This window comes from Bacillus sp. CBEL-1 (assembly GCF_004348885.1).
Lineage (GTDB): Bacteria > Bacillota > Bacilli > Bacillales > Bacillaceae_H > Priestia > Priestia aryabhattai_A.
Window position 1 is genome coordinate 1,525,897 of the sequence record NZ_SBIM01000013.1, and the last position, 15,102, is coordinate 1,540,998.

Below are 15,102 nucleotides of genomic sequence, written 5' to 3' on the forward strand. Positions count from 1 at the left end.
GGTTTTAAAAGATAAAGATAAACTTTATTTTTTAAATTCAGAGCCTAATGGGGCTTTTTTTCTTACTTATCGTCACCAACACGTTTAATTGTTACGTCTGCTAACAGTTCATTAATAACATGTCCAGCCATGATTAAACCGGCAACAGAAGGAACAAATGCATTTGATGATGGTGGCATTTTAGCTTTGCGAATTTCCGCTGCATCGTTTCCTACTTCTTTACGAATTTCTTCACGAATAACGATTGGTCTTTCATCCGAAAAGACAACGTTAATTCCTTTGCGAACTCCTTCTTTACGCAGTCGCGTACGTACTACCTTCGCAATTGGATCTGTATGGGTTTTGGAAATATCAGCAATTTTAAAGCGAGTTGGGTCCATTTTATTAGCAGCGCCCATGCTTGAGATTACCGGAATATTTCGTCTTAAACACTCTTTCATCAAATGAATTTTATATGAAATAGTATCAGACGCATCAACCACGAAGTCAGGGTCATAGCTAAAGAACTGCTCATATGTTTCTTCTGTATAGAACATTTTTAACGAAATGACTTCGCAATCTGGATTAATATCAAGAATTCGATCGCGCATTAAATCTGCCTTTGGTTTCCCTACTGTTGATAATAAAGCATGAATTTGACGATTAACGTTTGTGATATCCACATCGTCTTTATCAACTAAAATTAATCGTCCAACTCCTGAGCGAGCAAGCGCTTCTGCCGAAAATGAACCAACGCCTCCAATACCTAGAACAGCTACTGTACTGCCTTTTAAAGTTGCTAAGCCATCTTTTCCAATCGCTAGCTCATTACGTGAAAATTGATGCAACATTGTTTAAACACTCCGCCTTTCTATTTCAACACTTTTTTAATAGTGTGTACTTTTCAAGTTTTTCTACCATCGTAAATGCTTGCATAATGGTTTTTATACGAATTAGACTATAACACACTTTTCTTCAAAAGCAAGCATGTCTATCGGGTTACGTATTAAAAACTCATAAAAAAACCTTCTCTATCTAAAACAGAGAAGGTTTTTATGTACGCTAGTCCCAATAATGCCGTCTTAGTGCTTTTGTTTTGAACCCGCTCTCAGCAGGTGGGTACTCTGTTTTACACATTGTAAGTCCTTAGAAAAGGCATGTACGCTGTATAAAAACTCCGAATTCCCAAGCAACAAATTGTTCGGTCAAAACTGTTGTAAAGACGAACATATCAGGACTCTATTGTTCTTGAAAGTATCTTATCACAGAAGATTTTTTTTTGCAATATTATGCTTCTGTTTTTGTTTTTCGAATATCTAAATTCAATTCCACAAGCTGAGCCTCACTTACCTCACCCGGTGCGTTTGTTAATAGACAGCTTGCGCTCGCTGTTTTCGGGAACGCAATCGTATCGCGAAGATTTGTACGTCCAGCAAGAAGCATAACCAGACGATCAAGTCCTAATGCAATTCCACCGTGAGGAGGTGTTCCGTATTCAAACGCTTCAAGTAAGAAGCCAAATTGTTCATGCGCTTCTTCAAGGGTAAAGCCAAGCGTTTTGAACATTTGCTCCTGAATATCACGCTCATAAATACGCAGTGAGCCGCCACCAAGCTCATAGCCGTTTAAAACAAGATCATATGCTTGAGCGCGAACGGCACCTGGGTTTGTTTCTAACTGAGGTAAATCTTCACGAACTGGCATTGTAAACGGATGGTGAGCCGCATAGTAACGACCTTCTTCCTCATCATGCTCAAGAAGTGGCCAATCAGTTACCCATAGGAAATTGAATAATGACTCATCAATTAAGCCCAGCTCTTTAGCAAGCTTTAAGCGAAGTGCACCTAATGCATCTGCTACTACTGATTTTTTATCAGCAACAAATAATAATAAATCCCCTTCTTCTGCTTGTAACGTGTTCATAAACTGCCCTTGTTCTTCTTCATTAAAGAATTTACTAATTGGTCCTTTTAGTCCTTCAGCTTCAACTTTTAACCATGCAAGGCCTTTAGCACCGTAAATCTTAACAAAGTCTGTTAACGCATCAATATCTTTGCGAGAATAATTCTGAGCAGCTCCTTTAACAGCGATTGCTTTAACCTGACCGCCGCTTTCTACTGCAGCACTGAATACTTTAAACCCACAGTCTTTTACAAGTTCAGATAAATCGACAAGCTCCATAGCGAATCGCGTATCCGGCTTATCAGAGCCAAATCGACTCATCGCTTCATCATAAGACATGCGTGGGAACGGTGTCTGAATATCTAAACCTTTTACATTTTTCATTACTTTTGACATCATTTCTTCTGTCATTGTCATAATTTCTTCTTGTGTTAAGAAAGAAGTTTCAATATCGACTTGCGTAAATTCTGGCTGGCGATCCGCACGTAAGTCTTCATCACGGAAGCAGCGCGCGATTTGGTAGTAGCGTTCTACACCACTTACCATTAACAGCTGCTTAAATATTTGCGGCGACTGTGGAAGCGCGTAAAATTCTCCTGGATGCACACGGCTTGGTACAAGGTAATCACGTGCACCTTCTGGGGTACTTTTTGTTAGAATCGGTGTTTCTACATCTAAAAAGTCGTTGTCATCTAAGAAGTTGCGAATAGTCTTTGTAATATCGCTTCTCATCTTTAGTGTTGAAAACATCTCCGGACGGCGAAGGTCTAGGTAACGATATTTTAAACGCACATCTTCTGATACATCTGTTTGATCATTCAGAGCAAATGGAGGCGTTTTTGCTTCGTTTAATACTGTGATACGCTCAGCGTGAATTTCAATTTTCCCTGTTTTCAAGTTAGGGTTAATCGTACCTTCTTGTCTACCTACTACTTCACCCTCAACCTGCAATACGTACTCGTTTCGAACAGTTTCAGCGATTTCAAGCGCTTCTTTCGACACCTCAGGGTTAAATACTACTTGTACTAAACCTCCTCGGTCACGTAAATCAATAAAGATTAATCCTCCTAAGTCACGGCGCTTTTGCACCCAACCTTTTAGCAGTACTTTTTCACCGATGACCGTCTCCGTTACGTCACCACAGTAATATGAACGTTTTGTCATGACTATTCCTCCTTAAGCTTTGTTCTGTAAGTAAGCTACTAGCTCTTCTAACTTCACTTCTTCTTGCTGACCTAATGCCATATCTTTCACATTAGCTACGCCTTTTTCTAACTCGTCATCTCCAAGGACCACTACATATTTTGCTTCTAAGCGATCTGCAGATTTAAATTGGCCTTTTACTTTTTTGTCTTGGTAGTCTTTTTCTGTTACAAAGCCCGCTTTTCGAAGTTTATTCACAAGCGCCACTGATTTTGCTTTTGCTGCGTCCCCAAGCGTCACAACATAGCAATCAATACCCTTTTCTACCGGAAGCTCAATGCTTTCAGCTTCTAAGGCTGATAGTAAGCGCTCGATACTTAAAGCAAATCCAATACCTGGTGTTTCAGGACCACCGATTTCCTGAATTAGTCCGTTATAGCGTCCTCCACCACATAGCGTAGTAATAGCACCGAATCCTTCAGCTTCACTCATTAGCTCAAATGCTGTGTGATTATAGTAATCTAACCCGCGAACTAACGTTGGATCAACAACATACTCAATGTCTAAGTCCGTTAAGTATTGCTGTACATTTTCAAAGTATTCTTTTGAATAGTCATTTAAATATTCTAAGATAGATGGTGCCGTATGCATAAGCTCGTGATCACGATCTTTTTTACAATCTAAAATGCGAAGTGGATTTTTGTGCAAGCGGTTTTGACAATCGCTACAAAACTCACCAATTCGCGGAGAGAAATGATCAATTAGCGCCTGACGATGCGCTTGACGACTTTCTGTATCTCCTAAGCTGTTTACAACTAGCTTTAGCTTCTTTAAACCTAGGGATTGGTAAAAATTCATTAAAAGCGCCAACACTTCTGCATCGATAGCTGGATCATTCACACCAAGTGCTTCAACACCAAACTGAACGAATTGACGGAAGCGTCCCGCTTGCGGTCTTTCATATCGAAACATTGGGCCAATATAGAAAAGCTTCGTTGGTTGATTTGGATTCCCAAACATTTTATGCGTTACGTAAGAACGTCCAACAGCAGCAGTTCCTTCTGGACGAAGCGTTAAACTTCTATCTCCGCGATCTTTAAAGGTATACATTTCTTTCTGAACGATATCCGTTGTTTCTCCCACACCACGCTGAAATAGCTCAGTATGTTCAAACATCGGTGTACGAATTTCCTTGTAGTTAAATGCACGACAGATTTCACGAGCTTTTTGCTCAACAAACTGCCAGTATTCTACTTTTCCTGGTAAGATATCTTGAGTTCCTCTTGGTATTTGAACTGACATAAAGCGTCATATGCCTCCTATAACTTCATTTTCTATAACAAAAAAACTCTCATCTCTACTAGCAACTAGTAGGGACGAGAGTTTAAATCACGTGGTACCACCCTAATTGAAGCATACCATGCTGCATGCTTCCACTCATTCGTTAACGTACGAAACCGTTCAACTCCTACTAACCATGCTTTCAGAGCGAAACCTCCAAAGTGTTCATTCATTGAGTCATCATGTAAAATGCTTTCAGCCCAAGGCACTTTTTCTCTCTCCATGTGTCATCTCAACTACTTTTCTTTATCATAGGTTCTATTCATATAAAATTAAGCTATGTAATAGCCGTTCGTTAAAATATAGCAATTGTTTACTATATTACGAATGAAATGAACAGTTGTCAAGAACTTCACGGCTATAAATTGTTGGTAAGTTGGAAGCGAAATGAATTATGAACGATTTAGCTGTTTTCTAAGCTTTTGTACATCTCGAAGCGACAAACCAAATTCTGACGCTAATTCAATTGAAGAAGCATCCTTTTCTTTATCTACGAAGTCGTGGAACTGCATGCCGAAAAGCGACTGATTTTGTTGAAAGGAATGCTCACCTTTATCACTAAATTTCACGTATACCCCTTCTTTCCATGTACTTTTACACTACATATGCTCTTTATAGCATTGCCAAAAAAGTCGACATCTTTCATAAACGAAAGGATTTTTTTTCGTAATCTCGAATTACTTAGTCTGTGATAAAGGAGGAATATGTATGGCTTTTGTTCGCTCGTCTAAACTCTATTTCTTGTTGTCTGTCATCATACTCGTTTGTCTCTCTTCCTTCGATCATCCAGAATCTCCACGCTTCTCACCTAGGATTATTACAGCGGATACCTTACACGTTCGAACAGGACCAGGTTTAGCTTTTTCAATTGCAGCAACACTTAAACAGCATGATGAGGTGAACGTTATAGATCAACAAGGAGATTGGATTTTTGTTCAATTTCAAGACCTTAAAGGCTGGATTTCTAAACCACATACAGCATTGTTAAATTTTAATAACCTCTCTCCACAGCAACAGATTCAGCTAAAATCGACACCTGCTATCAAAAATCTACCTACAGACGATTTAAAAGGGAAAACCATTATTTTAGACCCAGGACATGGTGGAAAAGACAAGGGGGCAATAGGTACACAAGGTACATATGAAAAGGATTTAACACTTCGAACTGCTCGTTTTGTACAAGAAGAGCTTCAAAACAATGGTGCCATCGTAAAATTAACAAGAACAGACGATTCCTATGTAAAGCTGTCCAATCGTATCTTGGCTTCAAACAGCGCTGATTTGTATATCAGCATTCATTATAACAGTGTCGCTGATTCCAGCTTAACGGGACTCATCACGTACTTTTATCATGACAACCAAGACTCGCTTCTAGCTGGTTCTGTTCATGCTTCACTTGTCAATCAAAGTGATTTAAAAGATAAAGGAGTGCGCTTTGGAGACTACTACGTGCTGCGTGAAAATAAACGTCCAAGCATTTTATTAGAGCTAGGTTTTTTAAGTAATAAGCGTGAAGAAACCTACATTAATTCCGTTGAGTATCAGCGAAGAGTCTCTCATCAAGTAGCCGTAGGAATTCAGCAATACTTCAAACAATAATAGAAAAAGCGCCTGTTTGCACGTGATGCAACAGACGCTTTTTTAATCACTTATTTATCTTTGCTTTCAATAATTAACGTAACAGGCCCATCATTGGTAAAGCTAACGTCCATCATTGCTCCAAACGAACCGGTTTGAACACGAACTCCCTTTTTCTCTAGCTGCTCGTTAAAATACTTATACAGCGTAAGCGCTTTGTCTGGCTTTGCCGCTCCCATAAAATTTGGGCGTCTTCCTTTTCGACAATCACCATATAGCGTAAACTGCGAAACAGATAGAATTTCTCCCTCAATATCAAGCAATGAGTGATTCATTTTCCCTGCTTCATCTTCAAACACTCGTAGGTTGACTATCTTATCTGCAAGGTAATCCGCATCTTTCACTTCATCTTCATGCGTAACCCCTACTAAGAGCATAAAGCCTTTACTAATTTCACCAACAACTTCACCTTCAACGGTAACCTTTGCTTCTTTTGCACGCTGTACTACAACTTTCATTCTTCACGTACCTTTCTTAATGCATAATACGACGAACCGAATAGATATCACGAATTTGCTTGATACGTTCAACAACCTTATGAAGATGACTAATGTTATGAATAGAAATTGACATATTAATGGTTGCCATTTTATTTCGATCAGATCGTCCAGATACAGCTGAAATATTGGTTTTTGTTTCATTTACAGCTTGCAGCACTTCGTTTAACAAGCCGCGACGGTCATATCCAGATATCTCAATCTCGACATTAAATTCTTTACCTTCTTTAATATGCGTTTCCCACTCAACTGGAATTAAACGATTTTCCGAATCCTCCGTATGGACATTCAAACAGTCTGCGCGGTGAACAGATACTCCACGCCCCTTTGTAATAAATCCTACAATTTCATCACCAGGAACTGGATTACAACATTTTGATAAACGAATAAGCATATTTTCAACACCCGGTACAATAACACCAGAGTCTTTGCGCTTATGCTGACGTACACGCTTTGCTGCTGTATCTCGAGCAAGATCATCTACCTGCACTTCCTGCTCCTGATCACGCTGTTTTCGCCATTTCTCTGTTAAACGATTGGCAACCTGAGCAGCAGTTAAACCATTATATCCAATTGCTGCATACATATCATCTTCATTTGAAAAGTTAAACTTTTCGGCTACTCGTTTAATATTATCGGTTGTTAATACTTCTTTCACATCAAATTCCATTTGACGAATTTCTTTTTCAACAAGCTCTTTGCCTTTTTCAATATTTTCATCTCGGCTTTGTTTCTTAAAGAACTGACGTATCTTATTTTTCGCCTGAGATGTTTGAGCAAGCTTCAACCAATCTTTACTTGGTCCATAAGAATGCTTGGATGTTAGAATTTCAATGATATCTCCCGTTTTTAACCGGTAATCAAGCGTAACCATCTTTCCGTTGACTTTCGCACCAATTGTTTTATTTCCAATTTCTGAGTGGATGCGATATGCAAAATCAATTGGAACGGAGCCGGATGGTAATTCAATCACATCGCCTTTCGGCGTAAAAATGTAGACCATGTCCGAAAATAAGTCAATTTTTAATGATTCCATGAACTCTTCTGCATCATTAGCATCATTTTGAAACTCTAAAATTTCCCTGAACCAAGTTAGCTTCTCTTCAAAAGATGCATGTTCCGTTGACTTTCCTTCTTTATACGCCCAATGTGCAGCAATTCCGTACTCTGCAATTTGATGCATATCAAAAGTACGAATTTGAACTTCCAATGGATCTCCTTTTGGCCCAATAACGGTTGTATGAAGAGACTGGTACATGTTTTGCTTTGGCATTGCAATATAATCTTTAAAACGACCAGGCATTGGCTTCCAACAGGTGTGGATAATACCAAGTACCGCATAGCAATCTTTAATGCTGTCTACAATAATACGCACTGCAAGCAAATCATAAATTTCATTAAACTGTTTATTTTGAAGAGCCATTTTACGATAGATTGAATAAATGTGCTTTGGTCTACCCGAAATTTCGACTTTAATCGATACATCATCAACGTTCTCGCGGACTTCATCAATAACTTCTTCTAAATACTGCTCGCGCTCTGCTCGCTTTTTCTTCATCAAGTTTACAATTCGATAATATTGCTGAGGGTTTAAATAGCGGAGCGCTGTGTCTTCAAGCTCCCACTTAATTTTTGAAATCCCTAAACGATGAGCAAGCGGTGCAAAAATCTCCAACGTTTCGTTTGAAATGCGGCGCTGTTTCTCTTGTGGTAAGTGCTTCAATGTACGCATGTTATGCAAACGGTCCGCTAATTTAATCAAAATAACACGAATATCCTGTGCCATTGCAACAAACATTTTGCGATGGTTTTCTGCTTGCTGCTCTTCTTTTGATTTATATTTAATTTTCCCAAGTTTTGTAACACCGTCTACTAGCATTGAAACTTCTGAATTGAAAGCTTTCTCTAAATCTTTTAGCGTTATCTCTGTATCTTCAACGACATCGTGTAAGAATCCAGCTGCAATTGTAGCTGGATCCATGTCAAGATCAACTAAAATCCCTGCAACCTGTATAGGATGAATGATATACGGTTCTCCTGATTTACGATATTGCTCTTTATGTGCTTCTTTTGCAAAATCATATGCTGCTTGAACAAACGCAACATCCTCTTCATCCAAATACCGTCTCGAATTATCAATGACCTGTTCTGCTGTTAGGACTTGCTCATTTGCCATGAAATCACCTTTATCAACTAGCATTTTTATTAATTCATATTGTAACTATTATCATGAAAATTAATAGAGATGTAAAGCCTTTGGTAATAATTTATCAAATAAAGTCACATTTCAATCTTTTGCTTTCTTTGTATTAAACAAAAAAGCGCCTAATTCATTTAGGCACTTCTCTGTTTCATTATACATCCATTCATTAATACGTCATTAATGTAAATACGTCATATCCTTCTAGCTTTTCGCGTCCATCTAAATATGACAATTCAATAAGGAACGCAATCCCAGCAACTACTCCACCTAGTTCTTCAACCAGTTTAATTGTTGCTTCAATTGTTCCACCTGTCGCTAATAAGTCGTCTGTAATTAATACACGTTGCCCTGGCTTAATTGCATCTTTATGGATTGTTAATACGTCTTTTCCATATTCTAAGCCATAATCAACTTTAATTACCTCACGAGGTAATTTACCTTCTTTACGAACCGGTGCAAAGCCTACACCTAACGCGTATGCAACCGGACAGCCAACGATAAATCCACGTGCTTCAGGTCCAACGATGATATCAATCTCTTTATCTTTTGCATACTTCATGATTTCATCTGTCGCTGCACGATACGCTTCACCATTATCCATTAATGTTGAGATATCTTTAAACTTAATACCTGGTTTTGGCCAGTCAGGTACAATTGTAATATAATCTTTAAAATTCATTCTAATGTTGCCTCCTCATTCATCCGCACTTGCAAGAAGCTTCTCAAACTCACTTTTTAACTGTGCATATGAACTATAAATAAAGTTTTTGTCCATTTCAATTTGTTGCTGTTTATTACGATAAGTCACAGACTCTATTAAATCACGTTTAGAACTATTTTTCACTAGCGAAATTAGACCATTGTTTATTGTAACAAATTCTAGTTCAAAAAACACCTGGCAGATAAAATCAATTGTATCTTTTGTCCAGCCTTTGTGAATGGCAATTTCTTCTTTATAACGGTTTAAGTCAAACGGACTTCTTTTCGCTAGCAGTCCATAAAACCACTTAAAATGCTCCCGCGTTGGAATCGTATCAAAGTAACTATCACTTTCTGTTACGAACATCGCGTAAACTCGAGCCGGCTGTCCTTCAGCAAACAAGAGGTTTAGCCTCTGTGTTGAATCTGGTAAATCTAAAAGAACCATTTGTTTATCAGCTGACTTATATAGACTAGCCTGTTCATCTGTCGAAATCTCAACGACTTGATCCATTGGCAAAATCGCTGCATGCTTTTGAACGGTCTTTGGATTAAAAGTTACAATGTCCATTTCTTTCGTAAAAATCTCTTGAAAAAACCGTTTCATATCAAATGAATTTCGGTAATCAAATAACTGCCATTCGCTGACCGCTACATCTTCAATCATAAGCTGTGGCTTTCGCATATTATTCCATTCATTAATAGAAAGCTCACCGACTAACGATACTTTAGCTAATGGAGAAACCTCATCTAACACATGTCCTAATCCAAATCCTACAGCGTCAATAGAGAATCCATTATCTTCTACAACAAGCTTTAAATGGTTTTTGTCACTCCCAATTTTACGCATTGATGTTGGCGTAACGTGCTCAACAAGAACTTTTGGCTTAGGGTTATGCATACCAAATGGCGCGAGTGTTTGAAGTTCTTCAATACTAGAGATTGTAACATCTTCAATTTTGCATATTGTATCAATCGAAGTAATGGGAATGAAGTCTTGTTCGGTTAGCACTTCTTGCGCTTGTTCATTTAAGCGTTGACGCAATAGCTCAACATTTTTTGCTTCAAGCGTCATCCCTGCAGCCATTGGATGGCCTCCGAAATGTGGTAAAATATCACGACTCTTTGATAAGTTTGCAAATAAATCAAATCCAGGGATACTTCTTGCTGACCCTTTTGCTAAGCCCGTTTCGTGATCAAGACTTAACACAATGGTTGGACGATAGAATTTTTCTACCAAGCGAGAAGCTACAATTCCAACAACCCCTGCGTTCCAGCCTTCACCTTCAATAATTAAGACTGGATTCTCACTAGGCGGGTATAGACCTTCCACAGTATTGATTGCTTCTTGTGTAATTTCATTAACAATCTGTTGACGTTCTTTATTTAAATTATCAATTTCTTTTGCTAACTCAATTGCTTCTTCATAATGATCAGACATCAGTAAATCGACTGCTGGGTCTGCATCTTGAAGACGACCTACAGCATTAATTCTTGGAGCAAGAGCAAATCCAATCGTGTCTTCCGTAATGTCTTCTTTCTTCACGCTGCATACTTTTAGTAGTGCTTCAATTCCAGGTCGGGTCGAACTCTTTAAATAGCGTAAGCCTTTTTTTGCTATTAGTCGATTTTCTCCAACTAGCGGTACCAAATCAGCAATTGTACCAATGACAGCTAGTTCTAATAAATGCTCAGGAGCTTCACCGAGCAAAGCGTGTGCTAATTTAAATGCCACCCCAACTCCAGCTAGCTCTTTAAATGGATAAACTCCACCAGGAAGCTTAGGGTGTATAATTGCATAGGCTTCTGGAAGTTCAGGGCCTGGTTCGTGGTGGTCAGTAATGATTAGATCAAATCCCAGCTCAGCTGCTAGCTTTGCCTCTTTTACTGCTGAAATTCCAGTATCTACTGTGATGACTAAACCATACCCTTCATCACTAATTTGTCTAAATGCCTGTTCATTTGGGCCGTAGCCTTCTGTAAAACGATTGGGTATATAAAAATCAACTTGTGCTCCGAGTTGACCTAAAGCAGATAGCATAACGGACGTACTGCTTACACCATCAGCATCATAGTCCCCATATATCATAATACGTTCATTGTTTTCAATTGCTTGACGAATACGTGCAACCGTTTCTTCCATACCTTCTAAAAGAAATGGATCATGAAAAGATTCATCCTCAATATGTAAAAACTGTGAGGCTTCTTCTACCGTTTGAATTCCTCGATTAATAAGCAGTGAAGCAACGAGAGGTGTAATATTGAGTTTCTTTGCAAATTCATCAACAAGTGGATTATCTATATGTTTTACATTCCAACGCTTCTTTGACTGTAGCATATCTCATCTCACCCCTTAACCCACATAATTATACTAAAGGCAGTCCAAAGGGGCAATGAGTGAGCTTAATCTTAACTTTCTGAATATGGATTAATATGAACAAATACACCTTGAATATTCGGTTCTTCCAGTAGCTGCTCTTTGACTACTTTTCCAATCTGATGACCTTCTTCTACCGTAATAAACGGATCGACTGAAATGCGCAAATCAACAATAGCATAGTAACCATGCTCCCTTGCATGAAGGGTATCAATTCGTTCAACACCTTCAACACCTAACACTATTTCTTTTAAATGTGCAGTATCTTCCTCATGAAGAACATGATCCAACGTATTGTGAAAAGCTTCTGCCCCTAGTGTCCAAGCTGTTTTTAAAACAAGTACAGAAACAATTAATCCTGCTAGGGGGTCCGCATATACTAACCACTCTATTCCAATTTTATCACCAATAAGAGAAGACCCAATACCTACAAGCGCTGCAAAGGAAGAGAAGACGTCCACACGATGATCATGTGCGTTGATCATAACAGCGTCACTTTTTATTTTCTTTCCAATACGATATGTGTATCGATACAATCCTTCTTTAATGATGATAGCCGTAACTAGAGCATAAATAGCAAAAATTTTAGGTGGCTCTATTGGATTAAAGAATGCTTGGAAAGATGAAGTTAAAATTTCAATCCCTACAATGGCTAAAAGAACGGCTACGATAATAGCAGCGATTGATTCAGCTTTTCCGTGTCCATAAGGGTGGTCTTCATCAGGTGGCTGCTTTGCAATTTTCACACCAATAAAAACCACAAGTGAGCCGGCAACATCTGAAACGGAATTTGCTGCATCCGCTATGAGTGCTCGACTGTTTGCCATGACGCCTACAACTGATTTCATGATGGCCAAGACAATATTACCAACCATTCCTACCACTGCTGCAGTTTGCGCTTCTTTAAATCGCTTTTCATTGTCCACTTTTCCACACCCTTTCTAGAAAGCAGTATTCATTAGCGTTCCCAAAATTCTCTTTTGCTACTAAGCTTATGATATGAATTGAAAGAGAAGACACAGAAAAAGTGCACGGGTTATTCCGTGCACTTTTTCATTAATTTATTCCGTTTCGTTTTCAACAACTTTCTTACGTTCTAGCTGTTTTCCTTTCCACACAAGCCACAGCTGAGCGGCAATGAAAATCGATGAGTACGTACCTGCAATTAATCCTATTAGTAAAGCGATAGAGAAGTTTAAAATTGAGTCACTTCCAAATAGTAATAACGCTACTACAGCAAGGGTAACCGTAATAATCGTATTTAAAGATCGAGTTAGCGTCTCACGCAAACTTAAGTTCACGATAAACTTTAAATCTTCAAACGTTTTTGATTTAAACTTCTTCATGTTCTCTCGAATGCGGTCAAACGTTACAATCGTATCATTTATTGAGTAACCAACGATTGTTAAAATTGCGGCTATAAATGTCAAATCAACTTCAAGACGAGTCAAGCTAAAGAACGCAATGATGAAAAAGGCATCATGTAGTAAAGCTACAATAGCTGCTAATCCCATGTACAGCTCAAATCGGAACCCTACATAAATAATAATTCCAATGGAAGCAATTAATACAGCAATCATTGCATTTCGTGCTAGCTCTTTTCCGACAGTCGGAGAAACCGTACTTACGTTAGGTTCTGAGCCATACTTTTCGCCGAAGTAATCCTTTAAATCAGCAATTTCTTTTTGTGAAAGTACACCTACAAAGCTGGCAACTCCCGTCTTTTTATCATCACCTGTGATAATCACATCGTCTGAGTCTAATCCAATTGAAGACATGTCCTTTTCTACCTGCTCTTGAGTTAAAGCTTTATCACTTGCCACTTCTACTCGGGTTCCACTTGCAAAATCAATTCCTAGGTTCAGCTTGAATACTAGAACAGCAACAATTCCTGCAATTACAAGTGCGCTAGAGAAAGCGAAGAAGCGCTTGCGGTTTTTAACAAAGTCAAAACGGTCCCAAGCAGTTGGTAAAACCGTTTGCCCATCGTCTTTGCTTAAATCATGAATTTCAGATTTTTTCACACCAAACAAATGAGGCTTTTTATTTAACCAGCGGCTGTTAATAAGAAGTGCCAATAGCAATCTTGTTCCATACACAGCCGTCACAAAGCTTAGTACAATTCCAATCATTAACGTTGTCGCAAATCCTTGAACAGAACTTGTTCCATAGATAAACAGCACCACAGCAGCTAACATTGTTGTTAAGTTTGCATCAAAAATTGTTGCAATGGAACGGCGATTCCCCGCTTTAAAAGCAGACATAACGGAACGACCTGTTCTTAATTCATCTTTAATTCGCTCGTATGTAATGATATTAGCATCCACTGCCATACCTACTCCAAGAATAAGTGCAGCAATACCTGGAAGCGTAAGCACAACGTGCATAAGGTCAAACACTAAAAGGTTTAAATACAAATAAAAACTCAGCGTAATAACTGCAATAATACCTGGTAAGCGATAGAATGCAATCATAAAAATAAAGATTGCAGCAATTCCAATCGCTCCTGCAAAAACAGTCATATCAAGAGCTTTTTCACCAAACTGAGCACCGACAGACGTTGAATAAATCTCATCTAATTTAACTGGCAAAGAGCCTGCATTTAATAGCTCTGATAGTTCTGTAGCACTTTTAACTGTAAAGTTGCCACCTGTAATCGATACTTCTTTTTGAGAGAAAACTTGATTCACAGTTGCAGCGGATAAAAACTTAGGATCTTGCTTAGCTGCTTCTGCCTTATAAGAATCTTTTCCTTCCTCAAAGTCTAACCAAATAACCAATAAGTTGTTCGGTGCCATATCTAGCACTTTTTTTGTTACTTCTTTAAACTTATCAGCGTCTTTTAGCTTTAACGAAACACTCGGCTGATTGTTTTCATCAAACGACTGCTTGGCACCATTTTGAGCAAGATCAGAACCATCCATCAATATATTGTCATTTACATCACGGAAGGTTAAATTTGCTTCAGTTGATAATAGCTCACGAGCTTGTGACTGATCGGTAACACCAGCAAGCTGTACGCGAATGCGATTATCTCCTTCAATTTGAATACTAGGCTCGCTTACACCGAGCACATTCACACGCTGATTCAACGCTTCAACTGTGCTTTTAAGTGCACTGTTGTCGATGACATCGCCCTTCTTAGCAGGTTTTACATCATATAAAATCTCAAACCCACCTTGAAGATCGAGGCCAAGCTTAATATCTTTCGCAATACCTGTAACCGTTGTTCCGATTGTACCAAATATTAAAAGTACTAAGAGGAAAAAGGTAACGATACGTCCTCTTTTAACCATCGATAAGAAATCCTCCTTCTTATGTAA

At 38.6% G+C, this 15,102-nt stretch carries 11 protein-coding genes, 1 other RNA gene and 1 other annotated feature; of the genes, 1 reads left to right on the forward strand and 11 read right to left on the reverse strand.

What is annotated here, in order from left to right:
• Window positions 1-62: 62 nt before the first annotated feature.
• From EPL02_RS17780 to EPL02_RS17805, 5 genes are all read right to left on the reverse strand, one after another.
• Window positions 63-830, reverse strand: a complete 768-nt coding sequence (locus EPL02_RS17780) for a tRNA threonylcarbamoyladenosine dehydratase (protein ID WP_094910892.1) — start codon at window positions 828-830, stop codon at window positions 63-65.
• Window positions 831-1,040: 210 nt separating this feature from the next.
• Window positions 1,041-1,220: non-coding RNA, 6S RNA (gene ssrS, locus EPL02_RS17785), on the reverse strand.
• 46 nt (window positions 1,221-1,266) lie between these two features.
• On the reverse strand, window positions 1,267-3,045 hold the full coding sequence (aspS, locus tag EPL02_RS17790; protein ID WP_131888325.1) for an aspartate--tRNA ligase: 1,779 nt from the start codon (window positions 3,043-3,045) through the stop codon (window positions 1,267-1,269).
• Window positions 3,046-3,057: 12 nt separating this feature from the next.
• Window positions 3,058-4,326 carry a histidine--tRNA ligase gene (hisS, locus tag EPL02_RS17795; protein ID WP_094910894.1) on the reverse strand — a complete coding sequence of 423 codons (1,269 nt, stop codon included), beginning with the start codon at window positions 4,324-4,326 and terminating at the stop codon, window positions 3,058-3,060.
• Between the two features lie 67 nt (window positions 4,327-4,393).
• Window positions 4,394-4,627, reverse strand: a binding site (T-box leader).
• A 130-nt stretch (window positions 4,628-4,757) separates the two neighbouring features.
• Window positions 4,758-4,934: a hypothetical protein gene (locus EPL02_RS17805; RefSeq protein ID WP_035321387.1), complete on the reverse strand. Its 177-nt coding sequence runs from the start codon at window positions 4,932-4,934 to the stop codon at window positions 4,758-4,760.
• Between the two features lie 139 nt (window positions 4,935-5,073).
• On the opposite strand from EPL02_RS17805, the gene EPL02_RS17810 reads away from it, so the two are divergent.
• Complete coding sequence (locus EPL02_RS17810; protein ID WP_131888327.1) at window positions 5,074-5,964, forward strand: N-acetylmuramoyl-L-alanine amidase family protein; 891 nt, start codon at window positions 5,074-5,076, stop codon at window positions 5,962-5,964.
• Window positions 5,965-6,014: 50 nt separating this feature from the next.
• Here EPL02_RS17810 and dtd read toward each other — a convergent pair whose 3' ends face one another.
• From dtd to secDF, 6 genes are all read right to left on the reverse strand, one after another.
• Entirely contained in the window at window positions 6,015-6,461 is a 447-nt protein-coding gene (dtd, locus tag EPL02_RS17815; protein WP_131888328.1) for a D-aminoacyl-tRNA deacylase, read from the reverse strand.
• 16 nt (window positions 6,462-6,477) lie between these two features.
• On the reverse strand, window positions 6,478-8,676 hold the full coding sequence (locus EPL02_RS17820) for a RelA/SpoT family protein (protein WP_025911733.1): 2,199 nt from the start codon (window positions 8,674-8,676) through the stop codon (window positions 6,478-6,480).
• A 193-nt stretch (window positions 8,677-8,869) separates the two neighbouring features.
• Window positions 8,870-9,382, reverse strand: coding sequence for an adenine phosphoribosyltransferase (locus EPL02_RS17825; protein ID WP_025911735.1), 513 nt, complete (start codon window positions 9,380-9,382; stop codon window positions 8,870-8,872).
• A gap of 15 nt (window positions 9,383-9,397) precedes the next feature.
• Entirely contained in the window at window positions 9,398-11,740 is a 2,343-nt protein-coding gene (gene recJ, locus EPL02_RS17830; RefSeq protein WP_131888329.1) for a single-stranded-DNA-specific exonuclease RecJ, read from the reverse strand.
• 71 nt (window positions 11,741-11,811) lie between these two features.
• Entirely contained in the window at window positions 11,812-12,705 is an 894-nt protein-coding gene (locus tag EPL02_RS17835) for a cation diffusion facilitator family transporter (RefSeq protein WP_131888330.1), read from the reverse strand.
• Window positions 12,706-12,840: 135 nt separating this feature from the next.
• The gene (gene secDF, locus EPL02_RS17840) at window positions 12,841-15,075 is read right to left on the reverse strand and encodes a protein translocase subunit SecDF (RefSeq protein WP_094910900.1); all 2,235 of its coding nucleotides are present in this window, start codon (window positions 15,073-15,075) and stop codon (window positions 12,841-12,843) included.
• Between the last annotated feature and the right edge of the window lie 27 nt (window positions 15,076-15,102).

Bases quoted from the DNA above. Each gene is read 5' to 3' on its own strand.
- EPL02_RS17810 (WP_131888327.1), top strand. From the start codon at position 5,074: ATGGCTTTTGTTCGCTCGTCTAAACTCTATTTCTTGTTGTCTGTCATC.
- hisS (WP_094910894.1), bottom strand. From the start codon at position 4,326: ATGTCAGTTCAAATACCAAGAGGAACTCAAGATATCTTACCAGGAAAA.
- recJ (WP_131888329.1), bottom strand. From the start codon at position 11,740: ATGCTACAGTCAAAGAAGCGTTGGAATGTAAAACATATAGATAATCCA.
- EPL02_RS17780 (WP_094910892.1), bottom strand. From the start codon at position 830: ATGTTGCATCAATTTTCACGTAATGAGCTAGCGATTGGAAAAGATGGC.
- dtd (WP_131888328.1), bottom strand. From the start codon at position 6,461: ATGAAAGTTGTAGTACAGCGTGCAAAAGAAGCAAAGGTTACCGTTGAA.
- EPL02_RS17820 (WP_025911733.1), bottom strand. From the start codon at position 8,676: ATGGCAAATGAGCAAGTCCTAACAGCAGAACAGGTCATTGATAATTCG.
- EPL02_RS17825 (WP_025911735.1), bottom strand. From the start codon at position 9,382: ATGAATTTTAAAGATTATATTACAATTGTACCTGACTGGCCAAAACCA.
- aspS (WP_131888325.1), bottom strand. From the start codon at position 3,045: ATGACAAAACGTTCATATTACTGTGGTGACGTAACGGAGACGGTCATC.
- secDF (WP_094910900.1), bottom strand. From the start codon at position 15,075: ATGGTTAAAAGAGGACGTATCGTTACCTTTTTCCTCTTAGTACTTTTA.